Annotated in this window: 25 protein-coding genes and 1 pseudogene; 14 read left to right on the forward strand and 12 right to left on the reverse strand. The window is 50.8% G+C overall.

Annotation, left to right across the window (positions count from 1 at the left end):
- From DXH47_RS10290 to DXH47_RS10305, 4 genes are all read left to right on the forward strand, one after another.
- The coding region (locus DXH47_RS10290; protein WP_129033235.1) for an LPXTG cell wall anchor domain-containing protein at positions 1-227 on the forward strand (227 nt) is incomplete at its 5' end.
- Between the two features lie 230 nt (positions 228-457).
- Positions 458-1,492 (forward strand): hypothetical protein, encoded by a 1,035-nt coding sequence (locus tag DXH47_RS10295; protein ID WP_129033236.1) that lies wholly within the window; start codon positions 458-460, stop codon positions 1,490-1,492.
- Between the two features lie 278 nt (positions 1,493-1,770).
- On the forward strand, positions 1,771-3,312 hold the full coding sequence (locus DXH47_RS10300; protein ID WP_170955010.1) for a BspA family leucine-rich repeat surface protein: 1,542 nt from the start codon (positions 1,771-1,773) through the stop codon (positions 3,310-3,312).
- 6 nt (positions 3,313-3,318) lie between these two features.
- On the forward strand, positions 3,319-3,858 hold the full coding sequence (locus DXH47_RS10305; RefSeq protein WP_129033238.1) for a DUF5776 domain-containing protein: 540 nt from the start codon (positions 3,319-3,321) through the stop codon (positions 3,856-3,858).
- Between the two features lie 80 nt (positions 3,859-3,938).
- On the opposite strand, the gene DXH47_RS10310 is transcribed toward DXH47_RS10305, so the two are convergent.
- From DXH47_RS10310 to DXH47_RS10320, 3 genes are all read right to left on the reverse strand, one after another.
- Complete coding sequence (locus DXH47_RS10310) at positions 3,939-4,262, reverse strand: ArsR/SmtB family transcription factor (protein WP_129033239.1); 324 nt, start codon at positions 4,260-4,262, stop codon at positions 3,939-3,941.
- A gap of 33 nt (positions 4,263-4,295) precedes the next feature.
- Entirely contained in the window at positions 4,296-6,149 is a 1,854-nt protein-coding gene (locus tag DXH47_RS10315) for a heavy metal translocating P-type ATPase (RefSeq protein ID WP_129033240.1), read from the reverse strand.
- 205 nt (positions 6,150-6,354) lie between these two features.
- The gene (locus DXH47_RS10320; RefSeq protein ID WP_129033241.1) at positions 6,355-6,894 is read right to left on the reverse strand and encodes a hypothetical protein; all 540 of its coding nucleotides are present in this window, start codon (positions 6,892-6,894) and stop codon (positions 6,355-6,357) included.
- A gap of 203 nt (positions 6,895-7,097) precedes the next feature.
- Here DXH47_RS10320 and DXH47_RS10325 point away from each other — a divergent pair, with 203 nt between their 5' ends.
- From DXH47_RS10325 to DXH47_RS10345, 5 genes are all read left to right on the forward strand, one after another.
- Entirely contained in the window at positions 7,098-8,009 is a 912-nt protein-coding gene (locus DXH47_RS10325; protein WP_129033242.1) for an FAD:protein FMN transferase, read from the forward strand.
- Positions 8,010-8,099: 90 nt separating this feature from the next.
- Positions 8,100-8,711, forward strand: coding sequence for an NADPH-dependent FMN reductase (locus DXH47_RS10330; protein ID WP_129033243.1), 612 nt, complete (start codon positions 8,100-8,102; stop codon positions 8,709-8,711).
- A 22-nt stretch (positions 8,712-8,733) separates the two neighbouring features.
- Positions 8,734-10,029 carry an NAD(P)H-dependent oxidoreductase gene (locus tag DXH47_RS10335; RefSeq protein WP_129033244.1) on the forward strand — a complete coding sequence of 432 codons (1,296 nt, stop codon included), beginning with the start codon at positions 8,734-8,736 and terminating at the stop codon, positions 10,027-10,029.
- Between the two features lie 580 nt (positions 10,030-10,609).
- Positions 10,610-11,881: a serine--tRNA ligase gene (gene serS / locus DXH47_RS10340; RefSeq protein WP_129033245.1), complete on the forward strand. Its 1,272-nt coding sequence runs from the start codon at positions 10,610-10,612 to the stop codon at positions 11,879-11,881.
- 270 nt (positions 11,882-12,151) lie between these two features.
- Positions 12,152-13,210, forward strand: coding sequence for a PTS sugar transporter subunit IIC (locus DXH47_RS10345; RefSeq protein WP_129033246.1), 1,059 nt, complete (start codon positions 12,152-12,154; stop codon positions 13,208-13,210).
- 129 nt (positions 13,211-13,339) lie between these two features.
- Here the strand turns inward: DXH47_RS10345 and DXH47_RS10350 are convergent, their stop codons facing one another.
- The gene (locus DXH47_RS10350; RefSeq protein WP_170955011.1) at positions 13,340-13,966 is read right to left on the reverse strand and encodes a response regulator transcription factor; all 627 of its coding nucleotides are present in this window, start codon (positions 13,964-13,966) and stop codon (positions 13,340-13,342) included.
- Between the two features lie 208 nt (positions 13,967-14,174).
- Between DXH47_RS10350 and DXH47_RS10355 the strand changes: the two genes are divergently transcribed.
- Together DXH47_RS10355 and DXH47_RS10360 are read left to right on the forward strand one after the other, a co-directional pair.
- Complete coding sequence (locus DXH47_RS10355) at positions 14,175-14,834, forward strand: hypothetical protein (protein WP_129033248.1); 660 nt, start codon at positions 14,175-14,177, stop codon at positions 14,832-14,834.
- 26 nt (positions 14,835-14,860) lie between these two features.
- A complete protein-coding gene (locus tag DXH47_RS10360; RefSeq protein ID WP_129033249.1) occupies positions 14,861-15,991 on the forward strand; it encodes a glycosyl hydrolase family 8 in 1,131 nt (376 codons plus the stop codon).
- A 109-nt stretch (positions 15,992-16,100) separates the two neighbouring features.
- Here DXH47_RS10360 and DXH47_RS10365 read toward each other — a convergent pair whose 3' ends face one another.
- Positions 16,101-17,048, reverse strand: a complete 948-nt coding sequence (locus DXH47_RS10365; protein ID WP_129033250.1) for a GH25 family lysozyme — start codon at positions 17,046-17,048, stop codon at positions 16,101-16,103.
- Between the two features lie 143 nt (positions 17,049-17,191).
- Positions 17,192-18,121, reverse strand: coding sequence for a matrixin family metalloprotease (locus DXH47_RS10370; RefSeq protein WP_129033251.1), 930 nt, complete (start codon positions 18,119-18,121; stop codon positions 17,192-17,194).
- A 224-nt stretch (positions 18,122-18,345) separates the two neighbouring features.
- Between DXH47_RS10370 and DXH47_RS10375 the strand changes: the two genes are divergently transcribed.
- From DXH47_RS10375 to DXH47_RS10385, 3 genes are all read left to right on the forward strand, one after another.
- Entirely contained in the window at positions 18,346-18,915 is a 570-nt protein-coding gene (locus DXH47_RS10375; RefSeq protein ID WP_129033252.1) for a DNA-3-methyladenine glycosylase I, read from the forward strand.
- A 181-nt stretch (positions 18,916-19,096) separates the two neighbouring features.
- On the forward strand, positions 19,097-20,077 hold the full coding sequence (locus tag DXH47_RS10380) for a choloylglycine hydrolase family protein (protein ID WP_129033253.1): 981 nt from the start codon (positions 19,097-19,099) through the stop codon (positions 20,075-20,077).
- An 18-nt stretch (positions 20,078-20,095) separates the two neighbouring features.
- Positions 20,096-20,554, forward strand: coding sequence for a GNAT family N-acetyltransferase (locus DXH47_RS10385; RefSeq protein ID WP_129033254.1), 459 nt, complete (start codon positions 20,096-20,098; stop codon positions 20,552-20,554).
- Between the two features lie 80 nt (positions 20,555-20,634).
- Here DXH47_RS10385 and DXH47_RS10390 read toward each other — a convergent pair whose 3' ends face one another.
- The 6 genes and pseudogenes from DXH47_RS10390 to DXH47_RS10415 all read right to left on the reverse strand — a co-directional run.
- Positions 20,635-20,856 carry an IS3 family transposase gene (locus DXH47_RS10390; RefSeq protein ID WP_233449195.1) on the reverse strand — a complete coding sequence of 74 codons (222 nt, stop codon included), beginning with the start codon at positions 20,854-20,856 and terminating at the stop codon, positions 20,635-20,637.
- Positions 20,857-20,973: 117 nt separating this feature from the next.
- Positions 20,974-21,351: a helix-turn-helix domain-containing protein gene (locus DXH47_RS10395; RefSeq protein ID WP_225423570.1), complete on the reverse strand. Its 378-nt coding sequence runs from the start codon at positions 21,349-21,351 to the stop codon at positions 20,974-20,976.
- A gap of 45 nt (positions 21,352-21,396) precedes the next feature.
- On the reverse strand, positions 21,397-21,588 hold the full coding sequence (locus DXH47_RS10400) for a hypothetical protein (protein ID WP_129033255.1): 192 nt from the start codon (positions 21,586-21,588) through the stop codon (positions 21,397-21,399).
- Positions 21,589-21,655: 67 nt separating this feature from the next.
- Positions 21,656-22,387 carry an ABC-2 family transporter protein gene (locus DXH47_RS10405; RefSeq protein WP_129033256.1) on the reverse strand — a complete coding sequence of 244 codons (732 nt, stop codon included), beginning with the start codon at positions 22,385-22,387 and terminating at the stop codon, positions 21,656-21,658.
- Positions 22,387-22,800 (reverse strand): ABC-2 family transporter protein, encoded by a 414-nt coding sequence (locus DXH47_RS12110; protein WP_129033257.1) that lies wholly within the window; start codon positions 22,798-22,800, stop codon positions 22,387-22,389. The genes DXH47_RS10405 and DXH47_RS12110 overlap by 1 nt, the downstream gene beginning before the upstream one ends.
- 86 nt (positions 22,801-22,886) lie before the next feature.
- A pseudogene (locus tag DXH47_RS10415) lies at positions 22,887-23,064 on the reverse strand (IS30 family transposase); the annotation flags it as partial.

Here is a 23,064-nt window from a genome sequence, read left to right on the forward strand (position 1 = left end):
CGCCGTTAACGTTTATCACGAGCCAAACGGCGGCTGACCAACCAGCCCCAACTACGGATCACATCAGTTTCCCAACGCCCGTGGTGGCAAGCCAGGGAAGTTCGGCCGATAAAGCCCTGCCCCAAACTGGTGACCGCCAAAACAAGCAACTGTCATTAGTTGGCTTAGGTCTCTTGTTAGGACTAAGCGTAGGCGGTTGGTGGTTACGCCGTCGGCGTCAATCCTAATTTAATTATCTTATAGCGTTTGAGAAAGGTCCCGGATTTTAATTGGTCCACCGGTGACGGGCGAAGCTAAGACGTGGAAAGTGTCAACGTTGAACGCAGATAGCGCGAAGATTACCGATGTTGACGGTCACGTGATGTCGCATACGGCGGAATTACCCGCAAATCAAACGTATCACTTGAATTATATTTGGCGGCTTTACCCTCTTCTTAAAATTTCGGTGGGGGACACGATGCCAGTGACAATCCCCACTAACGTCCGGGCTTATCGAACCATGTCGTTTCCAATGACCAACACCGGCTATTTCGGTGGGAACGTTATTGGCTCGTTTTACATGCCAGCCGGAGCCTATGTCGGAACGGTCACGTTTAACCAGACGATGGCTGACACGAACTTTTTTCGAAAGGGCTATATTCACTTGATTGTCCGTGGCGCGACGCCCGTGGCGGGTGAAACTGAACCGGGAATCGACGAAGAAGATGAGCCGGAAACGACAACGCCAGAACAGTTCCCCGAAGTGACCGATCCGGAGATCCCTGATGCGACGGAACCAGAAGAACCTGGGACCACAGAACCGGAGAATCCAGGGACTACGGAACCAGAAAATCCGGGGACAACAGAGCCAGAGAACCCTGGCACCATAACACCGGAAAATCCCGGGACTACAGAACCAGAGAATCCTGGCACTACGACGCCAGAGAATCCCGGTATTACGGGCCCTGAAACGCCAGGAACTACCGAACCCGAAACGCCGGGCACAACGCCAACGGTTCCAGAAGGTCAGCACCCAACGACACCGCCTGCGTTAGGTGGGTCGAATGATAATCCGGTCGGCGGAACCACGCCTTCAGTGACGGTTCCTGAGATCACGCCGGTAACACCGGGGCAAATTCCAACGACGGGTGGCAGTAACGTGACGGTTCCGGGAACTACCCCGAGCAATCAACCAGGGCAAACGCCGGGAACGCAACCAGCAACATCACCAGCGGAACAGCCGGCACAACAACCAGCGGCGAATGCTGGTGGTGCGGCGGGCACAAGTTCTTCGACGACTGCAGGCACGCAAGCAGCTACGGCAAACTCGTCAACTGCGATGCAACCAGCAACTGGAGCCAAGACTGCACCCGTTTATACGGTTGGACGGCATGGCCAGCAAGTAAGTCGATTACCACAAACGAGTGACCACGCCTGGGTAGTAGCTATCGTGAGCGGGGCAGTCTTACTCGGACTGCTTGGCGGTCTGGACTTACGGCGGCATTTAGCTTAATCAACGGTATGTAAGGTGCTTTGGCAAGACTGCGTGTCTGGTCGGGGTGCCTTTTTTAGACCCAATTGAGATAACCGGAAAGGCAAAATGACGAGTCGTTAAACTATCGCTTTGAGATGTAGTGACTATAATGGGTCATAAAGTAAACCATATTTATTGCTGATGATTGTGACTATTGGTTAGAACATCACAATCATCAGCTAAGAGACTTACGTAAAATGGCAAGAAACGAGCCCGCAACTATTCTTGTTAACGTTAACTTATTAGGAGGCAAAACGATGCGGTGGCGGGTTTTAATTGGATTGGTTGAATTAGTCATGGGTTTAGGCGTCTTTGGCGGTTTGTCGGTAGGGCCTACACGGCCGGTAAAAGCGCAGGCTCAAGCACCAGCAACCGAGATTTTTCATGGCGTGATTGGCCAGGGGTGTCACTGGAAATTTGAAAACGGTAATTTGACGTTAAGCGGGGGGATGCTGCCTAATTATGCTGAACAGGATGGTCATCTGATGGGAAGCCAACTACCTATGGATCTTTATCATAGTGATCCAGCATTTGGATTTCGGAAAATTTACAATCTGACAATTGATTCCCAACACCCAGTTAAGACTAACCGGGATGCGTACCGCTTATTTTCTAATTTTTCCGAAATCACTACTATCCATAATTTATCCAGTTTAGATACTTCAGCAACGGTTGATATGGCCGGGATGTTTGAAAATGATGAGAGTAAAGTTTATGGATTTAGATCGCTTGACCTGTCACATTTGCAGACGAGTCAAGTCACAGACATGACGGATATGTTTCGCTTCAATACGCGGTTGACCAAATTGGACGTGAGTGCGTTGGATACACGACGGGTCCAAAATATGACTGGTATGTTTTCGTATTGTTTGGGATTGACTAGCATAGATCTAGCGCACCTGCAAACTGGACAAGTGACGAACATGAATCAAATGTTCGTGGATACCGGATTGACTAGTTTAGATTTGAGCCATTGGGATACCGGTCACGTTCAACAAATGGGAGCCATGTTCAGTGGGTCTGAATTTTTGAAATGGATTAACTTAAAGGGCTTTGACACGCGTCAGGTGGTCACAATGCATAATATGTTTGTAGATAATAAAGTCTTACAAGATGTCGATTTGTCAACGTTTGACACCACCCATACGACGGACATGGGCGACATGTTTGATGAGGATGCCAACTTGACCCACTTAGATCTCACCAATTTTAATATGAAAAATTGCCGATATACAGATAATATGCTCGCGGAGACCGGGTTACGACACCTTCGTCTGGGCCCCGGAGTCAAATTCAAACAGAACCCACAACTCCCTGAATTGCCAACAACGGCACCAAATACGGGGCGATGGATTCCAGTCGGAGAAACTGCCCAAAAATTACGACCTACCTATACAAGTCATGAATTGGTGGACTTGTATAGTGGTCACACTCCAGCATTTCCAGTAACTTTTGAGGGCCAAACGATTTCAACGCCGACCCCGACCCCAGCACCAGAACCAGCACCAACACCGAATCCAGCACCAACGCCCACACCAACACCGAATCCAGCTCCAGAACCAAGTCCGGAACCGAACCCAACCCCAATAACGCCGCTTCCCCAAGAACCCAACTTGCCGCAACCCACACCAGCGACGCCTACACCAACCTTTCCGATTCAACGGCCGCAGCTCAAAACGGGGAGCAGTGCCGATACCATCGTGAAAACGCGGATGAGTTTGACGGCGGTTCGCAAACTCGGATTATACCGCCACCCAACGTTGACTGCGGCCAATCGTCTCAACTGGTACCGGCGTTAGCCCCAGATGCACCAGCCCCAGTTCGTGGTCTTACGGTATCAAGTTCGCGATGTGAACCACCACACGGCTACAGCGGGGCGCGTCGGATACGTGACCGCCAGAGCGGCCTGGGTCCGGCCGACATACTATCAGCGGGCATCGAAACATCAAGTTTTGACCGTGATTAATCCTCAAGGGGTGAATGGGTATCGGCACCGGCAGTTGACCGGTCAGGTCCGGCACTACCGTCAAGGGGCTCGGATTACCATCAAACGCCTGGTTCATTACCATTTGACTACGCGTGCGCAACTGCCGAATGGACGTTACCTAACGGCCAACCGGCAATTGGTCCAAGCGGGTCGTATCCCGGTGGTGCACCGAATCCAAACCAAACACAAGATTGGTCGGTACCGTAACGTTCAGTTGACTCGTGGTCGCCGCTGGTTAGCCGCGCACCGGACCGTGCGAGTTGTCGGTTGGGATTACTCACCCGACGGCACGTTACGTTACCGCGTTGTCGGCGGTTACGTGACCGCTAACCGACACTTGATTCGAATCCTGGCCTAAATCAAAGCCACAAAACGCCCCGTCACACCAGCACCATCTCAACGATGATGGCGGTGTGACGGGGCGTTTTCAACTCACGATTAATTTTCTTCGCGCACATGTTTACGGGTCAGTTCAAAAATCTGCAAGACGTGCTGGTCGGTGACCTGGTAATGCATCTCACGACCAACCCGGACATTGGTGACTAAATTCAGTTGGCGCAGGGTCTGTAAGTGGTGCGACACGGCGGACTGGCTAATGCTGAGTTGCGCGGTGATGTCGCTGACGCTGAGCGCTTGGTGGGCAATGAGCAGGATAATCCGCATTTTGGAGGGATCACTGATTGCTTTAAAAATAGAAAGAACCGGGCGAAGTTCACTGTCACTGGGCAGTGAAGAGCCGGTGGTCGACGAATCGTTGGTCATGAGGCAACCCCCAGTGGTTTTAGAATTGGCTGACTATTTGAAAGCCAAGAGACGCAGACCGTTGAGAATCACCAACAAGGTACTTCCTTCGTGGACCACTACGCCCCAAGCAATATTAGTCAGGCTTAAAAAGTTCAGCACAATTAATAATACCACGATTGCTAACGCAAAGATAAGGTTTCCCCAGATGACCCGGTTGAGGCGCTTAGCCAAGCGGTGGGCGTAGATCAGTTTGGCCAGGTCGTTTTGCATCAGAACCGTGTCGGCGACGTCGATGGCCACGTCGGTCCCGTCTCCCATGGCAACGCCGATATCGGCCGTGGCAAGGGCAGGAGCGTCGTTGACCCCGTCACCGACCATGGCGACGGTGGTGTAACGCTGTTGTTGCTCGCCGATGATGGTGGCCTTGTTTTCCGGCAGGACGTCAGCGGTCACGGCATCGACGCCTAAGGCTTGCCCCACGGCTTGGCCCGTCAATTGGGCGTCACCGGTGAGCATGTGGGTGTGAATCTGTTGCGCTTTGAAGTAGGCGATGGCATCTTTAGCGGCTGGGTTCGGGACGTCCATTAAGGCCAGTAAGCCTTGGACCTGGTCGTCTTGGACCACGTAAATCACGGTCTTGCCTGCGGCGGCCAAGGCGTCCGTTTGGGCGGCTAAACTGGTGGGGACTTGGGTGAAACTGACCGGTTTACCGATGCGAATGGTATGACCGTCAATGATGCTTTCCAGGCCGCGGCCCAACTGGTTGGTCACGGTCACGTCGAGAGTGGCCGTGGGGGTGAAGTGGGCCACGATGGCGGTAGCTAGCGGGTGGTTGCTTTGGCGTTCCATGGCCACCAGCTGATTGATTAGGGCTGGTTGGTCGACGGTCGGCAGGAAACTGACGTCGGTGACCGTGGGTTTACCCGCGGTGAGTGTCCCCGTCTTGTCAAAGGCGATGGCCTGAAGTTCAGCCAATCGGGTCAAGTAGGCACCACCCTTGAAAAGGATCCCGTGACGAGCGAGATTGGAGAGTCCGGAAAGGGTGGCCGGGACGGCGGCCGCGGCCAGTGCGCACGGCGACGCCGAGACCAGAAAGACGATGGTCCGGTACAGGCTAGTGGTCAAGGACCAGTGGATACCGAAGTAGCCCAGTAAAAAAACGACGGGAAGCAGGGCTAAGACGGTCGTGACGTACAGGGGTTCGAAGCGTTTGATTTTCGTCGCCGTTTTCCCTAAAGATTGTTGCGAATCCTGGACCAACTGTAAAATCTTGGCGAAGACGGTGTCGGCACTGCTGGCCGTGACCACCATGGTAAAGGTCGAGTCGCCGTTGATGGTACTGCCGAAGACGGTGTCACCCACGACCTTTTCCTTGGGGAGACTTTCACCGGTGATAGCGGCTTCATCAAGGGTGGCGGTCCCCTTAGTGATGGTCCCATCGATGGGGACCTGACCGCCATTTAGGACCTGTAAGTGGTCACCCACGGCCAGTTGGTCGACGGTGACCACTTCCACGGCCCCGTCGGAAGTGAGCCGCCGGGCTTCAACGGGGTTCAAATCAAGTAACGCGGTGATTTCACGTTGACTCTTGCCCTCGGCGTACTCTTCAAGAAAGTGGGCGCCGGCAAAGATTAGAATCAGCAGGGCGGCTTCCTCAAAACTACCGATTGCGATGGCCCCCAGTGCCGCCAGGAACATCAGAAGATGAATGTTGGGGGCGAATTTATGCTGAGTGGCTGAATCCGTGATGGTTTCCGTGACGCCTTCGACGACAATGTGGTAACCGGCCAGACCGGTCGCCAGTAAGCAGCCAGCAGCACTCAGCCAACCGGGGAGCAAGTAGCTCACGATAAAGAGGGTGAGGCCCGTCAAATAAGCGGTGACGGCACGCGTTTGGGTCGACATGGAAAATCCTCCTTTTTAATATCTATGTATGCTCATATGTTAATTCATTTATATCACGAAAGCGCGTTCGATGCAATCCGCTTGACCGCTAAAGAAAATCGGAGGAACAACGGACGTTGATCTAACGGGATTTTGGTGGTTACGCGACACGCAAAAATGACCGGCCAGAAGGTTAATTCTGGTCGGCCAGGGGTGGTCGGGGACGTTAGAAAGTGACGGAGTTGGTCAACGCCAAGCTTAGACTGAAGACGATGAGGCTGACCAGCAGGGGCAGACTGTAGTCGCGAATGCTACTAAGTAGTGCCAGCCCCCAGTGCTTGAAGTAGCTGTCACCTTTCGCCCAGTCGTTACGGGTGATAGTCTCGCTAGTGGTCAGGATGGCCGTGAACAGCAAGCCTAGCATGGACGCCACGAAGGCCAGGTACACCAGGGCCAATAAGGCCGGGCCGCGAAACATCACGGGGATGAGTTGGTAGAGTGCGACGATGCCGATGGTCAAACTCAGAAAACTGAGCAGCGTGACGGGCCAGCGCATGGGGATGGTCGAAAAGACCAAGAACAGGACAACCAAGCGCAAGCCCATCAGTGCGCTGGCCAGAAAACCGTCCAGGGTGAGAGCGTGGAGCGTGATCAGGTGAGGTTGCATCGCGTGTAACGACCCGAGGACCACGAGAATCACGGCTAAGAGCAGACACCACCCCAACAGAATCCGGGTGGTAAAGCGGGAAAGATGTAGTTTTTCCATGATGAACTCCTTCAATAAAATAGTCCCTCAGGGGGACGTCTAAACCAATCGTTAAGTCTAAGATTAAGCTATCCGGTCAGGCCCGTCAACTTGGGGGCCCATCATGCTATACTTAGATTGTGAAAAAATTGTTATTTGTCCGAATCGGCTTTAATTTTAGGGTGAATTCAGGTACGATAACGAAGAAAGGAAGGTGGTTTGATATGCCGCAAGCAACCCGGGTGGTCCATATGATGGGGACTGTGATAACCCTCACCATTACTCACCCCAACCCCGACCCCATTTTGACCGAGGCCGTGCGGCGTCTCGCCGTGTATGAACATCGGTTTAGTGCCAACGACGATACCTCAGAACTGATGGAAATTGCGCATCAGGCTGGCAAACAGCCGGTACAAGTCGACCCGGAGCTCTTTGATCTGATCCGGATTGGCCAGGCACATAGTGCGAAAACGGCGGAACATTTGAACATCGCCATCGGGCCACTGGTCCAGACCTGGCGTATCGGGTTTGACGACGCTCGCAAACCCAGTGACGCCGAGATTCAGGCCGCGTTGAAGTTGACCGACCCGCAGGCTATCGTGTTAGACCCACGACACTTAACGGTCTATCTAAAGCAATCGGGGATGACCTTGGACCTCGGCGCCATCGCCAAAGGTTACATTGCTGATTTGTTGCACGATTACTTTGTTGATCTGGACGTCACGGCAGGGTTAATCAACCTGGGCGGGAACGTCGTGGTCTTTGGGCCGCAAGCCCGGCACGCCGATAACCAATGGCGCATCGGGATTCAGGACCCGCAAAAGCCCCGCGGTCAGAACCGGCTGGTCCTTAAGGTCCGCGACAAGTCCGTGGTGACTTCGGGGATTTACGAACGCCAGTTGAAAACGGCCGGTCACACGTATCATCACGTGTTGGATCCACAAACCGGCTACCCGATGCCGACCGACATTGCCAGTGTAACCGTTATCTCGGCGAAATCGATCACTGGTGAACTATGGACAACCAAATTATTCGGCCAGTCGGTTCAAGACGCATTAGCGTTACTGCAACGGACAGCGGGGATTGAAGGGGTCATTATTACCCACGAGGGACAACTTTATTCCTCATTTTTGTGAAAATATTGCTATAGTATATAAAACCGAATATAATAACGGGTGAGCGGTAGTTTACCGCGAATTCCCCCAAGCTTAAAGGAGCGGTCAATAATGGATAAATTTGTTGCAATGGTGGGGACCAATGCTAAGACCTCCACCAACCGAACGCTACTCCAGTACATGAAGCGGCATTTTGCCGACCAAGCCGAACTTCAGCTGATGGAAATCACTGATCTTCCCTTATTTAATAAACCTGAAAACAGCCCGATTCCACCGCAAGTCGTGACCATGGCTACGGCCATCGATGACGCTGATGGGGTGATCATCGCCACGCCGGAATACGACCATTCGGCCCCGGCAGCGCTGATGAACGCCCTTGAGTGGTTATCTCACCGGGTCCACCCGTTTGTCGACAAACCGGTCATGATTGTGGGTGCGTCGTACGGGTCATTGGGTTCGTCGCGGGCCCAAGCCCATCTCCGGCAGATTCTGGATTCCCCAGAACTGCGGGCTCGCATCATGCCAAGTTCCGAATACTTGTTAGGACATTCTCTGCAAGCCTTCGATGACAAGGGTAACCTGACGGATGCCAAAGATGCGAAGAAGTTGGACGGCTTATTCAAGGACTTCCTAACCTTCGTGAAGTTCTCCGGTGAGCTGAACAACGCCACGGGCCTCAATAAAAAAGAAGCCAAAGATTTCGATTGGAGTACCTTAGAATAACCCATAAAGGAGCGTATAAGTTATGAAGTTAGTTGGAATTGCCGGTTCAGTAGCCGATAAGTCGTATAACCGGATGTTGTTGAAGTATATGACGACCCACTTTAGTGACCTGGCGGACATTGAAATGCTCGATATCAAAGACGTCCCGCTGTTTAATGAAAGCGATGACCAGACCAATAGTGATGCGGTCCAGTACTTAAAGCACAAGATTGAAGCCGCTGACGGGGTCATCATCGCCACGCCAGAACATAACCACACCATTACGGCGAGTTTAAAGAGCGTCATCGAATGGTTGTCCTACAAGATTCACCCACTAGATGGTAAGCCCGTTATGATCGTCGGGGCTTCCTATTACAACCAAGGGTCGTCTCGCGCACAGTTGAACTTGCGCCAGATTTTGGAAGCGCCTGGCGTTAACGCGGTCGTCTTACCCGGCCACGAGTTCCTCTTAGGAAACGTCAAGGAAGCTTTTGATGCGGATGACAACCTGAAGGACGAGGGGACCATCAACTTCCTTCAATCCACCATGCAAAAATTTGTGAAGTTTGTCACTGTAATCAATTCAATGGAAAAGAGTGCCCCGAAAGACGATGATGGCGCCGATAGTGAAGACTTAGGCGCTACGGGCAAGATTTCAACGACCGTTGAAGGTATCGACATGAACGCCCCTGATTGGGTCGAACAAGCCGCCAAGAAGACTAACGCCGCTGAAGGTAACGACTACGTCAAGTTAGACCGCGGACTATTGACCGTTGACCAATTGAACGCCTTTCTGAACTCGATGCCGTTGGAATTGACTTACGCCGACAACAGCAACCAGTTCATCTACTACAACAAGATGGGACCGGCAGAAGACATGTTGGCCCGGCGGACGCCAGACCAAGCCGGTGATCCGTTGTCAACGGTCCACCCAATGAAGGCCCGGGTCATCAAGCATGTCAAGCAAGTTATCCACGCCTTACGGACCGGTGCTTCCCAGGAAGTCCGCATGCCCGTTCCAGGCAACACAGCCGACAAGTACGTGGTCCACAACTATCGGGCCATGCATGATCCGGATGGCAACTACATGGGGGTCAACGAAAACGTGGTCGATATCATGCCGATGATCAAATGGTATCTGAAGCAGACCGGTCAAAAGCTGGAAGGTAACCCAGATGCGACGACCAGTGCGTCCGTCAAGGCTGAGGAACCCGCACCAGTCGCTGATGCGTCTTCTAGCGCTTCCGTGGATGACGGCGCTGAAGAAAAGCCCGCAGCCAAGCCCGCACCAGCCGCTACACCGAGTGATGGGTACTCCAGTGCTTCAGTCAATGATTAAGCTGGATTAATCGAATAGCGCTAAAAAAGTCGACGTGTTTAGTCGACTTTTTTGATGACTCGGTGAGAAAGCATTTGAAAGTGGGGAAAAGTCCGCTGCCTAAAATATTTTTTGAAAAAAACATCACATTCTTTCAAGGGCAATGGCGTCGCAGTAACGAGGCGTTCAGCTTAGGGGCCCAAGCGTTAAGCAGCCCCTTTTAGCTAAAACAACCACGGTAACAAAATTGGCTGGTGACTATACTTCAGCTGGTCAGGTGATTGACACCTCTGACAAGAGGCGGTACATTAGATGTGTAAATTGAAAGCGCGAACATGGTCACTAGTAAATTTTAGTTGCTTGCATAGAGAGCCAACGGTTGCTGGAAATTGGCGAAGCAGCGGGATCGAATCCACGACCTAAGCGCCTGGTTCCGAATGAAGGAACCACGGTGAGACGTTATACTCGTTGAGTGCATCTTCATTTGGATGCAAAGTTGGGTGGTACCACGTTAACTCGTTAAGTAGACGTCCCATGACTTGTAGAATTGCAAGTCATGGGACGTTTTTAATTTCAGCAGTTAGAAAGGGAGTTCTTGTCTATGCTAGATCCGAAATATGTCCGCAACCATGCCGATATCGTGAAAACTAAATTGCAGACGCGGGGCGTCGATCCTAACGAAATCGACGAGTATTTGGCGTTGGACCAACAAAATCGGGATGCCATTACGAAAGCCGAAACGTTGAAGAACCAAAAAAACGAGTTGAGCCGGCAGATCAGTCAAGCTGACCCGAAGTCTGACGCGGGTCAAGCTCTGATTCAACAGGTCAAGACGTTCAATGGGGACATCAAGAGCACCGAAGCAGCCCAAGAAGAAGTTGCGGAACGGTTGCACTATTTAGCGGTCCGCTTCCCGAATCTGCCTGCTGATGGTCTTCCCGTGGGCCCCGATGAGAACAGTGATGTCGAAGACCGCAAGTGGGGGACCATCCCGACTTTTGACTTCGAACCCAAGGCCCACTGGGAACTTGGCGAAAACCTGGGTATTCTCGACTTTGAGCGGGCGGCGAAGGTCTCCGGGGCCCGGTTCGTCTACTACAAGGACGCCGGGGCCAAGTTGGAACGGGCGGTCTACTGCTTCATGCTAGATTTGCACACCCAAAAACAAGGATATCACGAGATTATTCCGCCATATTTAGTCAACGGCAAGACCATGTTTGGGACCGGCCAATTCCCGAAGTTCAAGGAAGATGTCTACACGGTGGAAACGACCGGCGAGACGCTGATTCCAACCGCCGAAGTCCCGTTGACCAACTACTACGCCAACGAAATCTTAGATGAGGATCAGTTACCAACTTACTTCACTGCCATGACGCCGTGCTTCCGGTCTGAAGCCGGTAGTGCCGGCCGGGACACTCGGGGCTTGATTCGGATGCACCAGTTCCACAAGGTCGAGATGGTGAAGTTCTGTAAGCCTGAGAATTCTTATGCGGAACTAGAGACGTTGACCGATAACGCCGAAGAGGTGTTGCGAGAATTGAAGCTCCCGTACCACGTCATCACGTTATCCACCGGCGACCTCGGCTTCTCCTCCGCCAAGACTTATGACGTGGAGGTCTGGATGCCGCAGCAAAATGTTTACCGCGAAATCAGTTCTTGCTCCAATTGCCTGGACTTCCAAGCCCGGCGAGCGATGATTCGCTACCGTAAAGCCGATGGTACCGTGGCGTACGTCCACACGTTGAACGGGTCCGGATTAGCCGTTGGGCGGACAGTCGCGGCCATCTTAGAGAATTATCAACAAGCCGATGGTACGGTCAAGGTGCCGGAGGTTCTCCAGCCCTACCTGGGTGGTCTGACGGTAATTAAATAGGAAATCAATCGAGACGTTAAATTAGTTACTGGGACGGACCATTGACCCGGTATGGCGGGACAGTTGCCCCTCCAATAAAACGCCAAAGAGTGGTAAAATGATTACTCATAATCATTTCGCCACTCTTTTTTAATGCCGTCATCATGAAACTTGCACCGGGAATCTCGCGGGGGAGGTTGAGGAGACGGGGGAAAAGACGACTTGACGACCTGATTCAAAAAGTCGGGCTCATCCAGCCGACGTTGTACATCCCATCTAGGAGGCATTATCATGAAAATTATATTCGGGGTGTTGGTCTTACTGGCCGTTATCGTTGTGATGCCCCTGTTTACATTTAGAGCACCTAAAGGCCAGCGAGCGATGAGTGCCTTATCGAACGCCGCTTGTGCCACGTTTCTGCCCCAAGCCTTTCTTAGCTACGCCATCGGGGGCGTTTTCCACATTGATTTTGTCAAACAAATTGGGGACACCATGGGATCGATGGGGGGCCTAGCCGTTGGGGCGTTGGTCCCGCTAGCGTTTGGTATCAGTCCGGTGTTTGCCGTTTTGCTGGGGGTGTCCCTCCTAAAATTTAAATTACTAACGGCCTTTGTGGCAGCCTACCTGGTCTCATTTCTGGTCAAGGAGATTCAAAAACGTTTCCCAGACGGGGTAAACCTGATCATCATCGTGCTGGTGGGGCCAATCTTGGTCAACCTGATTGCGGCGGTGACGTCGCCGGGGATCATGGCCGTCCTCCACTTGATTGGGAACACCATCGTCTCCGCTGAAACTGGCAACCCGCTAGTTATGGGAGCTGTGTTAGGCGCGATTATCCCGTTAGTGGGGATGACACCGTTGTCCTCCATGGTTTTGACCAGTTTGATCAGCTTGGTGGGGGTTCCCATGGCTGTCGGGGCGCTGGCTTGTACCGGCAGCTCGCTATTGAACTTCAGCTTCTTTCGTAAAATGAAGTTCGGGGACCGCGCCACGACTTTAGCCGTGACCATCGAACCCCTGACGCAGATTGATATTATTTCGACCAATCCCGTACCCATCTTTACCACTAACGCAATTGCCGGTGCCATCAACGGCATGGTCATCACAGCACTAGGATTAGTGGTGAACGTGACGGGGATGGCCACCCCGTGGGCAGGCTTGATCGTGGTCTTTGGGATGAACCCGTTAACGAAGGTCTTATTGGCCGTGGGCATCATTCTGATCAACAGTACCCTGTGGGCGTATATTGGCAGTTGGGCCTTCCGTAAGTTCAAGATTCACACGGTGGCCGAGATTCGCGCCAAGGACGCGTTAGCCCGAGATAAGACTGATAAAACGGTGAAAGTTTAAGTGAAAATTTAGTGGCAGTGATACCTATTTTGACGGGCGTCACTGCTTTTAGTTTCTCATCCTGGGTGACCGCCAACAAGACTGTAAAATTAAGCACCGGTTAGCGAAAACTGTCGTTAATCGGTGCTTTTAGGTGGTGATTAAATTATTTTGCAACGCGTAGCGCACCAGTTCGGGGCGCGAGTGCATTTTGAGTTTGTGCATGATGCTGGCCTTGTGCGCTTCGACGGTTTTGGGGGAAATAAAGAGCTTCGCCGCAATTTCCTTATTGGCGTACCCCAGGACCATCAGCGGAAAGACCTCAATCTCACGTTTCGACAGGCAGGTGTACCGATTGTTGGTCACCAGCTGTTTACGGGTCGGGCAAGGGTCAAGCTGTGCGTCCAGGTAGGCCTGGTCAGCGAGGACACTTCGAAGTGCCCAAACGATTTCGTGGTTCGGCGAATCGGTCAACAGGTACGCAGCCAATCCTTGGTGCAGAAAATTTTCGGCCAGGTGTTTCGAACAAAGCGGCCCAAAGGCAATAATCTTGGGGGTCGCAGTTGGTGGGGCCAAATAGGTGTGGGCCAGCGTTGGCAGGTCCTCGGGGTAGTCACTGGTCAGGACCAGCAACACGTCGAGGGTCGCCAAAGCGGGGCGTAATTCCGTCCACTCGGTGAGTTGGGTGGTGACGGTGCAATTGGCCTGTTGATTGACCAGAAACGCCACCCGGTCCTTTAACGCCGTCGTGTGGCCTAAAATTCCGATACGGTACATCGTCTCCCACCTCCTCGAAAAGCCCCAGTGAAATTTGGTCATCTGATTAAGTCATTACTGATAGTTTAGCATGAATTTTGGGGGTCAGTGACCGTTTTCGCTGGGTAATAATTATCCAATTTTCACTAAGCGTGGCGGTGTTTTCGGACGATAAAATAGCCTATAATAGAACCAGCAAGTGAACCATAATTGTGAGGAGGGGTTAGCGATGGAATGGCCCATTGCGCAAGATTACCTATTATTAACGGAGAAGATCACGGACCGACCGCAGCTCCGGACCCGGGTTACCACGCAGGCCTACCTAGTATTAGCTGCGTTTTTAGATCTCCGGGAGGCACAACTGATCACTTTAGACAGTGACCGCGTTACGATTCCAAGCGTACCGCGGTTAGAGGCGGCGCTACCGGATAGTCTTCAATCGATTTCCCAGCGTTTGCAAGCGGCGCTCAACCAGAGCCCCGCCACGGTGGACGTTTTCAAGCTTCTGGTCAGTTGGAATTTGGCCAACGCACTGTACGATACGATTGGCCCGCAACTGACGCAGCGTGACCAGGTCGAAGCCGTGACCTTTCAAAATAACTTGTTGCCGCATACGATTTACGTCCCGACTAAGGCGGGCAAACAAGCGTTACTGACGACCCTCACTCAGGAATTGCGGGCTCAAACGCTGACGGCAACGCACCGAGAACTCCTCACGATTTTTGAGCAGTTGGACGCCCTCAAGTGGATCTTGCCAGCAGACCTAAGCGCTACGGTCCCAGCCCAGTTGGTTCGGGGACCGGAATACGCGACGGTTCACGCGCTGACTGCCATGGCGGCCCATCGCATCACCATGCGAAAGTTTGAATTAGATTCGTGGCTAAGTTGAACCCGTAAAGAAAGGGGTTATCCATCATGCGTCGACGACAGTTACTCGGTCGCTTGATTGCGTTAGGTTTGACGATTGGGGTTATTTTGGGGTTGAGTGCGCTACGACCAACGCCCGCCCAGGCCAAGACCAGTCAAGCCGTGACCTGGTACCGGCAGTGGCAGAAAGCCTACGTCGGTGGGAAAACGCAGAAGTACGTGCGAATGAACGACGGTAACGGGGCCACCACGGTGGTCTCGGAGAGTCAGGGCTACGGCATGTTGGCCGCGGTGCTGGCTGCGAAGAAGGGCGTTAAGTCGCACACGACCTTCAACCAGTTTTACCGCTACTACCGAGCCCACCGCATCTCCAAGCAAAATCCGCTGATGTGTTGGCAACAGACTAAAAAGAACGGCAAGCTCACCAGCGTGGGGTCACAACGCAACAGCGCCACGGACGGCGATTTGGACATTGCCTACGCCTTGATTTTAGCCGACCGGCAGTGGGGGAGCAAAAAGACCAATTACAAAGCGGGGGCCCGGGCCATTTTGAAGGCCATCAAGAAGTCCGAAATCAATTCAACGACTAAGTTGCCGTTGATGGGGAACTGGGCCACCAACAGTTACGACCGCAGTAAGCTCCGGACGTCAGATTTGATGACCGGCTACTTCAAGACCTTCGCCAAATTTACGGGCGATAAGAGTTGGAATACCGTGGCTAAGCGCAGCCAAAAGCTGGTTAAGAAGCTCAGTGCGCGGCATAAGACGGGCTTGTTCCCCGATTTCATCCGGGTCACGGGCGCAAAATTAAAGTTGACCACGGTCCGCGCTTACCAGATTGAATCCGCCACCGATAACCAGTACGGTTATAACGCCTGCCGGGTCCCGTGGCGCTTGGCCCAGACTTATAAGCTGACCAAGGACGGGACCACCAAGAAAGCCCTCAAGAAACAGTTGAAGTTCTTCAACCGGAAGCAACGGCTGACCGCGGGGTATACGTTGGGCGGTAAAGCCGTCAACAATTACACCAATCCGGCGTTCACCGCACCGGCCAAGTACGGGGCCCAGGTCCTCAAACAGACTAGCCTCAAGCGTAAGTTGAGTCGCCAATTGCCCACCAAGATTCAAAAGAAGAGTTACTTCGGGGCGACGATTCAAGTCCTCACCGCTTTACAATAACTAAGTAACGCCGCCAACCGGAAAATCCCGGTGGGCGGCGCTTTTTGTGCGACCACAAAAAAAGGAGCCGGCCCGTAGCCGACTCCTCGAGATGCAATTTAATTAAGGTTTAGTAAGTTGACACGTAAGCCTTGTTGGCCGTGACGTACTGACCGTTCGTTAATTGGAAACGGTAGGCGTTCTTACTGTTCTTGGTGATGGCTTTGACGGCCAGCTTGGTGCCGACCTTGACCTTACTGTTCCGGTGTGCCTTGGTGAAACTGGTGCCGGAGTACTTGTAAACGGTCTTCTTGGTCTTGATGCCCGTCACGTTTTTGACCGACTTGTAGTAGCTAGGTGCGGCCTGATGGGTGGCGCTGCCGTTGAACCAACTCTTGACCACGGAACTGCGTAGGGCCTTGATCAAGTCAACGTTACCGCTAATGCCGGAGACCCGCCCTTTGCTGGTGTATTGCCAGAGATCAGCCTTGACACCAGGAACGTTAGGCTTCACGGAACTGTACTTGGCGATCCAGGCCCCGTCAAACTTCGAGAAGTTCAACTTGTGGGCCGTGGCGTAGTATTCCCCGGAGTACAGGATCAACGGTTTGTTGGTCAGTTTCCGCATGGTTTTTAACCAAGCGTTGACGTAGGTTTGTTCGGACTTCTTAGCTGAGCCCATCCGTTGTTCTTCGTCTAAAGCAAAGAACTTGGTGTGCTTGTTACTGCGCTTGTAGAAGTCTTTGGCTTCCTGCTGGGCGTCCTTAACGCTAGTGAACTCCGCAAACATATATTGGCCGAACGGTACGCCGGCCTTGTAGGCCCCATTAGCGTTGACGTTGCGCTTCGAATCGATCATGTAGCCGGTGTCGCCCTTGCTACCATGTTGGACCCGAATCAACGCGTACTTTAAATCCTTCGATGCTTTGTTCCAATTAATGTTCCCCTGGTATTGGGAAATATCAGCGATTTTCTTGCCAGCTGCGTTAGCGGTGGTCGTGTTTAAGCTAACCCCGATAGCCACTGCGGCCGCCATGGCAGCGAATCCAATACCCAAACGACGTAACTTATTTCGCATAAGATAATCCTCCTCATTCTTTAAGGCTATTGTACACGGTGATAAATTGCCATAGGTTACCAATTATTAACATTTATTTACAATTTTATTGCAGAAAAAAACCATTACCCGCAAAAACGGTTAATGGTTTTTCGGAATTAAAGTTACCGTGCGGCCACGTAGATCTTCAAGGCGAGCTTAGCGCGGGCCTTATCGGTGGCGGTCACGGGGTTGTATTTCTTCATGTTCTTGGTGACTTGCTTGTAGCTGTAGACCTTGTTAGTCCCACTTTGGTAGTACATCAAATCCTTGGTGCTCGGCGAGTGGTCCAGTCCCATAGTATGGCCGAATTCGTGGGCCACGGTGCTGGCGTACTCGTACATCCGGCCCTGCGCCGCAACGGATTTGTCGATGGCGGTCAGCTTTTGACTGACAGTCTTAAACGCACTCATATTGTGGGCCACCTTGGCCTCTTCTTGATCTAATTCGTCAGAGTAGGCGTTTGAGCTGGGACTGATGTTTTCCTTCGCCAGGTTCTTCTTGGCGGTATTGACGATGGTATCACTGTACTTCTTGTCGAAAGCCGTCTGTAAAGATGAACTCATTCGTTGCGCGATGTTTTGTTTGGCAGCCTTGTAATAGGACCAGCGAATCTGGACTTTCTTAGTTGCAGGGGTCCACCAAGCATCGCTGTTATCACTCTTTGAAGCCTTGGCGTGGGAGACGGAGAAGGTGAAGGTATGGTGCTTCTTGGAGCCTTTGGTGAACTCCTTCTTGCCTAACTTGTGGTTCCAGTAGTCCATGGCTAACTGGACGCTCTTCTTCAAGTTCTTGTCGGATGTCTTGACCCACACCGTGGCTTTCCCATTTTTCTTCAATCCCGTTTGGGCGTCGTAGACCAGCTTGTATTTCTTTCCCAACTTCTCAGCGTGTTTACGATAGTAGCTGTTACTCTTCTTGAGGACGCTAGCCGATGGCTTAACGCTGGCGGCCTGAGCCGTCACCGTACTAGTCGCAGTAATGGGCATCACCAGTAGGGCGGCCGCGGCCGCAACCAGCACGGGGTGGGCTTTCAATCGTTGTGCGTTACGCATGATATGGTACCTCCTTAAATCCCCCAAAACAGTTGTTGTTTCTAATAGCATAGGACTTTCACTTGAGTGGGTCAAGCAAAGCCGACACCAATTTCAACCGATCATAGTTCCTATTTAGCAGACTTGGCTGCGGCTTCAACTTCAGTTTACCACTCAAGCGGAATAACACGTCAACCAATCAGATTTGGTAAAATAGATATTATTATCGAAGGGGGAATCTTAGTATGGTTACTCGATGCTCCTGGGCGAACGGCTCGCCCAGCTTACAACACTATCATGATACTGAATGGGGGCGGCCGGTGCACGATAACCGCCAATTATTTGAATTGTTATGTATGGAAACTTATCAAGCGGGGCTCAGCTGGCAGACGGTCCTGAACAAGCGGGCGGCGTTTCACCGGGCCTTTGCCGATTATGATTTGGCCCAGGTCGCGGTGATGACGCCCACTGATTTAGAACGGTTGCGCCACGATGAAAGCATCATCCGTAACCGGCTGAAATTGGCGGCAACGGTGACCAACGCGCAAGTCATCTTGCACTGGCCAGCCGGAAGCGACTTTAGTACCTGGTTGTGGGCCTTCGTCGGTGGCCGACCGATTCGGCATCACTGGACGCAGACCGACCAGATTCCACCCACGACGGATCTGGCCCAGCACATTTCCCGGGAAATGAAGAAGCGTGGGTTCAAGTTTGTGGGCCCAACCACAGTCTACTCGTTTCTGCAGGCAGCCGGGTTGGTCAATGACCACCTGATCAGCTGTGATTGGGCGCCGGAAAATCAGCGGGCAAACTGACCGGTAAAGGCCTCGATTAGGGCGAAATGATTGCACTGCCCGTAAACCGTTAACGGGCGGTTTGACAGCATTTCAACGCCTTTTTGCGTTATTGTGCATCCTATTACCGATTATCCGTGCAAAACTTGTGGGGTGGGGTTAGAATGGGAAGGATAATGACTGCAGAAATGAGATGACCAGAATGTGTACCAGTTTAACTTATCAGAATAGTCGCGGGGACCACTTTTTGGCCCGGACCATGGACTTTGCCTTTGAATTGGATGGCCGACCACTGTTTATGCCCCGAAATTGGACCGTTGCGGGGGATGCGGGTGAGTTTACGACCAAGTATGGCTTCGTCGGTGCCGGCCGCAAGTTAGGCCACGAGATGGTAGTAGATGGCGTCAACGAAAAAGGCCTGGGGGTCGCCGCTTTGTACTTCCCGGGTAACGCGCACTACGAAGCCCACGCCACTGAAGGAAAATTAGGCCTCGCACCCCACGACTTTACGGCCTGGGCGTTAGGCAACGCCGGGAGCGTGGCGGAACTTGCTAAGTTAGTGCCCCACGTGCAACTCGTTGACGTGCCGGTGGCCTTACTTCAGTTGACACCGCCGTTGCACTTTATCATTAGCGATACCACGGGGAAAACGGCAATCTTAGAAGCCACCGGCCCCGAGTTACACCTGATTGATAACCCGGTCGGTGTCATGACCAATGCGCCTGAATTCGGGTGGCATTTGCAGAACCTCAGCACCTACGGGACTCTGACCGCCCAAGAGCGGCCATTGAACAATTATCTGGGCTACACGTCCAAGACCCAGGGTCCAGGGACCGGGGCGTTGGGCTTACCCGGAGACTACACGTCGCCATCGCGGTTCGTACGGACCGTTTTTGCCAAGCACTTCAGCCAGCCCATGGCCGACACGCCCAGCACCTTGAACCTTTTACAACACCTATTGGACAACGTCACGATTCCTAAGGGCGTGAAACTAAAGGCCGATGGTACCAGCGACTACACGCAATACCGCGGGTACATGAGCTTGGACGACCAGGCTTATTACATGGAACCCTACGATAACCAGGAACTTCAACGGGTCGTCTTAACGCCAGAACTCTTGGCCGAGACCACGCCCAAAGAATTTCCGTTGGATCACCAGGTCCATATTGCGAACATGAACTAACTTCGAGGAGGGGGCAAAATGAAGTTTCAGCTACGATCATTTGCACAATTGACGACCGCTGAACTATGGGCCATCTACCACTTGCGGACGGCGGTCTTCGTGGTGGAACAACACTGTGCTTATCAAGAAGTCGACACGGACGATCAGATTGCGGTACATCTCCTCGGACTGGATGCAACTGGTAAATTGGTTGCTTATGCCCGGTTGATTCCTGCCGCGTCCGACCACGTCCAGATTGGGCGGGTCGTAGTGGCACCGTCAGCGCGAAAGGGTGGTTTGGGCCGGCAATTAGTTCAAGAAGCGATTGCGGCTATTCGGAAAACTTGGCCGCAGACCCGTCAAATTGACATCGAAGCTCAGGCCTACCTCCAGGAATTTTACCGCTCATTGGGTTTTCAGGCTGTCAGTGACGAATATTTAGATACGGGGATTCCGCATCTGGATATGATTTTGCCGCTAAATTTAACGACTAATTGATTTTTATGACAAAAAGAAAAGCCGATTCGGGACTGCGGGACTGCTCCGAGTCAAGTAGACAGTTCAAATAATTAAAATAGCTATGCAGTTTTTTGAATGGCATGATTCCGAAATTCTTTCGGGGTCATGCCATTTAGTGTTTTTTGGCGGCGGTTATAGTTATACCAGTTGATGCATTTTTCGATAAGTTGAACCATTTCTTTTCGATTTAATGCATGGTAAAAATTGAAAAACTCTGTCTTCATATGACCCCAGAAACTTTCCAGAGGACTGTTATCTCCGGGAGTTCCTGGACGTGACATACTGTGCTTAACCCCATTGCTAGCCAAACGGTCGTTAAATACCCCAGATGTGTAGCTTGATCCTTGATTTGAGTGTAAAACCGTTGCTTATTGCTAATGCCTTATCAAACGCTCCAGTTATGTTGTTTTTCGACCATTTTTCACTGGTTTCACGCTCCTAGTAATGAGTTGTTTACCACTAGTATACTGATGAACCCATTGATAGATGGTACTAACATTAGGAATATTATATTTATCGCACAATCGAGGATAAGAAGTGTTTCCTTCTAGGTACTTCAGAACTATTTTCAGTTTCAAATTGCTTGGATATTTTCCTATGGGTCGATACCGTAGGCCATCGATTCCTTCAAGGTTATATCGCTTTATCCATTGACGTATCTGATCATCCTTGACTCCGTAATCTCTCTGAACAGCATTAGGGCTGGTTCCTTGATTAACTAGACCAATATAGAACAACTTTTTATCAATGGTGTAGCGTGAGCTTTTTCTGCCCATGCAAAAACTCCTCCTTAGGTAGGCAAGCTTTGATTATTTGCTTGTCTACCCAAAGAGGAGTATATCCATATCCCTTCTTTTTTCATAGTTATCAAAGTAGATGAATCCCACGATTCCGAAAATCGAATACACTATTACAAAGAATTTTGGTATCCCAACAATGAAGCTTTCTTCATCTGGGTCAATTGCAATGATGCCTTGAACTGGTGCATGTACTTCAGTACGAGTGTGTCCCATGCTATCACCTCCTTTCAGTGTGATAATTAGTCTGCTGAAGCGTAATGACGTAATCCCTGGCGCCATTCTAAAATAGAAATGTATATATAAGCAATACGTCTATGAAAAAAAGCCAAATTAGTGAAAATGTAGCGTATTTGCCACGAATAATATTAGCTGGTAGGTTAGTTACCGTAAGAGATGGGAAAATCCAAAGAAAGATATTCTGAATGATTCGCGGATAAATACTCGCCGGATACGCAGAGGCATCCATAATATACTCAGGTACACCCGCTAAGGCACTTAGACCATCAATCCAGAAGGAAATAGTCACGATAATTTGGTTGATGGCAAAGACGAAAATAACACCCGCCAATATAGCAAGAATATAGCTAATTAGTGACAGAATTGAAGTTCCAAGCTTAACTAGTAATAAAGCCTCGATAACGCCCGATACGAATACTGGAATTAGAGATGGGAAGTCAGCTCTAAATATCATGTGAAAGTAATAGCTATTAACTGGACGGACTAACGAGTAATCTAGGGTTCCATCAAGTATTTGCTCTGTTAGATGTTCATGGCCAGATACAAACAAGAACTGGTATAAATAACTAATAAGGTTTGCTGTAGTAATCAGGTTTAAATAGTTTAGAAAGTCCCAGCCAAAAATAGATTTTGAAAATGAGAAATATACCGTTCCAGTAACTAAAGCAATTAAGTAAAACATAATCCCAAAAATAGCTGTTAGAATAGATGTACCGCGATAGACTAAGGATTCCCCTAGACTCTGAGATAGTAAAATCCTATAAAGTTTGATCATTATCCACCGACCCCCTCATAAGACTTTAATCCTTTAGTCCATGTTAATTTCATCGTTATTATTAAAATGAAACTCCAAATGCAAGATAATGCAATATCGAGTAGTACATCCTTGTGAGTTAGCCTTTTTAGTACAAGTAAAGTTAGTTGATTCCCTGCAAGGGAGAACGGGTTATAAATTAACCATTGGAGACTGTATGGTAAAACTTGCAGGGGAAAGGACTGCCCACCGAGCAATAAAAAAGCGGCGGTTATAACTGGTCGTAATGGCCAAACTTGAATTAGCCAAAAACTGCACAGACTAATAGATGCTACTAGGAGGAAAAACATAATGTAAACACTGACAATTAAAACTAAACTTAGTATCAGGAAAAATAGGTCGTGTATGCCAATTGTAAAAGCAAAGAATAACATGTAAATTAAAACATATGGAAAAGTAGATCCAAGATATTCAAAAAATTCCTTAAGTGCAAAACTTATCGGTCTGGCAAATTACAAGTTTAATCCGAACAAGCCCGGAATCTTTCAATGGCAGTCTGTTGATGATGTATTTTTAATTGTCGTTGATTAATTAGTTCAAGTGCTGCTAGGATCTCATCAGTCGTTACTTGGCTAAAATTGGTCTTTTTCGGGAAGAACCAGCGTAACCGTCTATTAAAATATTCATTGGAACCTCGC

Source organism: Levilactobacillus suantsaii, assembly GCF_004115745.1.
Classification (GTDB): domain Bacteria; phylum Bacillota; class Bacilli; order Lactobacillales; family Lactobacillaceae; genus Levilactobacillus; species Levilactobacillus suantsaii.

Excerpts from the sequence above, each read along its gene's own strand:
- DXH47_RS10380 (WP_129033253.1), top strand. The coding sequence starts at position 19,097 with ATGTGTACCAGTTTAACTTATCAGAATAGTCGCGGGGACCACTTTTTG.
- DXH47_RS10350 (WP_170955011.1), bottom strand. The coding sequence starts at position 13,966 with ATGTACCGTATCGGAATTTTAGGCCACACGACGGCGTTAAAGGACCGG.
- DXH47_RS10320 (WP_129033241.1), bottom strand. The coding sequence starts at position 6,894 with ATGGAAAAACTACATCTTTCCCGCTTTACCACCCGGATTCTGTTGGGG.
- DXH47_RS10325 (WP_129033242.1), top strand. The coding sequence starts at position 7,098 with ATGCCGCAAGCAACCCGGGTGGTCCATATGATGGGGACTGTGATAACC.
- DXH47_RS10385 (WP_129033254.1), top strand. The coding sequence starts at position 20,096 with ATGAAGTTTCAGCTACGATCATTTGCACAATTGACGACCGCTGAACTA.
- DXH47_RS10295 (WP_129033236.1), top strand. The coding sequence starts at position 458 with ATGCCAGTGACAATCCCCACTAACGTCCGGGCTTATCGAACCATGTCG.
- DXH47_RS12110 (WP_129033257.1), bottom strand. The coding sequence starts at position 22,800 with ATGTTATTCTTTGCTTTTACAATTGGCATACACGACCTATTTTTCCTG.
- DXH47_RS10390 (WP_233449195.1), bottom strand. The coding sequence starts at position 20,856 with ATGTCACGTCCAGGAACTCCCGGAGATAACAGTCCTCTGGAAAGTTTC.
- DXH47_RS10345 (WP_129033246.1), top strand. The coding sequence starts at position 12,152 with ATGAAAATTATATTCGGGGTGTTGGTCTTACTGGCCGTTATCGTTGTG.
- DXH47_RS10315 (WP_129033240.1), bottom strand. The coding sequence starts at position 6,149 with ATGTCGACCCAAACGCGTGCCGTCACCGCTTATTTGACGGGCCTCACC.
- DXH47_RS10375 (WP_129033252.1), top strand. The coding sequence starts at position 18,346 with ATGGTTACTCGATGCTCCTGGGCGAACGGCTCGCCCAGCTTACAACAC.
- DXH47_RS10405 (WP_129033256.1), bottom strand. The coding sequence starts at position 22,387 with ATGATCAAACTTTATAGGATTTTACTATCTCAGAGTCTAGGGGAATCC.
- DXH47_RS10395 (WP_225423570.1), bottom strand. The coding sequence starts at position 21,351 with ATGGGCAGAAAAAGCTCACGCTACACCATTGATAAAAAGTTGTTCTAT.
- DXH47_RS10360 (WP_129033249.1), top strand. The coding sequence starts at position 14,861 with ATGCGTCGACGACAGTTACTCGGTCGCTTGATTGCGTTAGGTTTGACG.
- DXH47_RS10365 (WP_129033250.1), bottom strand. The coding sequence starts at position 17,048 with ATGCGAAATAAGTTACGTCGTTTGGGTATTGGATTCGCTGCCATGGCG.
- DXH47_RS10305 (WP_129033238.1), top strand. The coding sequence starts at position 3,319 with ATGCACCAGCCCCAGTTCGTGGTCTTACGGTATCAAGTTCGCGATGTG.
- DXH47_RS10300 (WP_170955010.1), top strand. The coding sequence starts at position 1,771 with ATGCGGTGGCGGGTTTTAATTGGATTGGTTGAATTAGTCATGGGTTTA.
- DXH47_RS10370 (WP_129033251.1), bottom strand. The coding sequence starts at position 18,121 with ATGCGTAACGCACAACGATTGAAAGCCCACCCCGTGCTGGTTGCGGCC.
- serS (WP_129033245.1), top strand. The coding sequence starts at position 10,610 with ATGCTAGATCCGAAATATGTCCGCAACCATGCCGATATCGTGAAAACT.
- DXH47_RS10355 (WP_129033248.1), top strand. The coding sequence starts at position 14,175 with ATGGAATGGCCCATTGCGCAAGATTACCTATTATTAACGGAGAAGATC.
- DXH47_RS10330 (WP_129033243.1), top strand. The coding sequence starts at position 8,100 with ATGGATAAATTTGTTGCAATGGTGGGGACCAATGCTAAGACCTCCACC.
- DXH47_RS10400 (WP_129033255.1), bottom strand. The coding sequence starts at position 21,588 with ATGGGACACACTCGTACTGAAGTACATGCACCAGTTCAAGGCATCATT.
- DXH47_RS10310 (WP_129033239.1), bottom strand. The coding sequence starts at position 4,262 with ATGACCAACGATTCGTCGACCACCGGCTCTTCACTGCCCAGTGACAGT.
- DXH47_RS10335 (WP_129033244.1), top strand. The coding sequence starts at position 8,734 with ATGAAGTTAGTTGGAATTGCCGGTTCAGTAGCCGATAAGTCGTATAAC.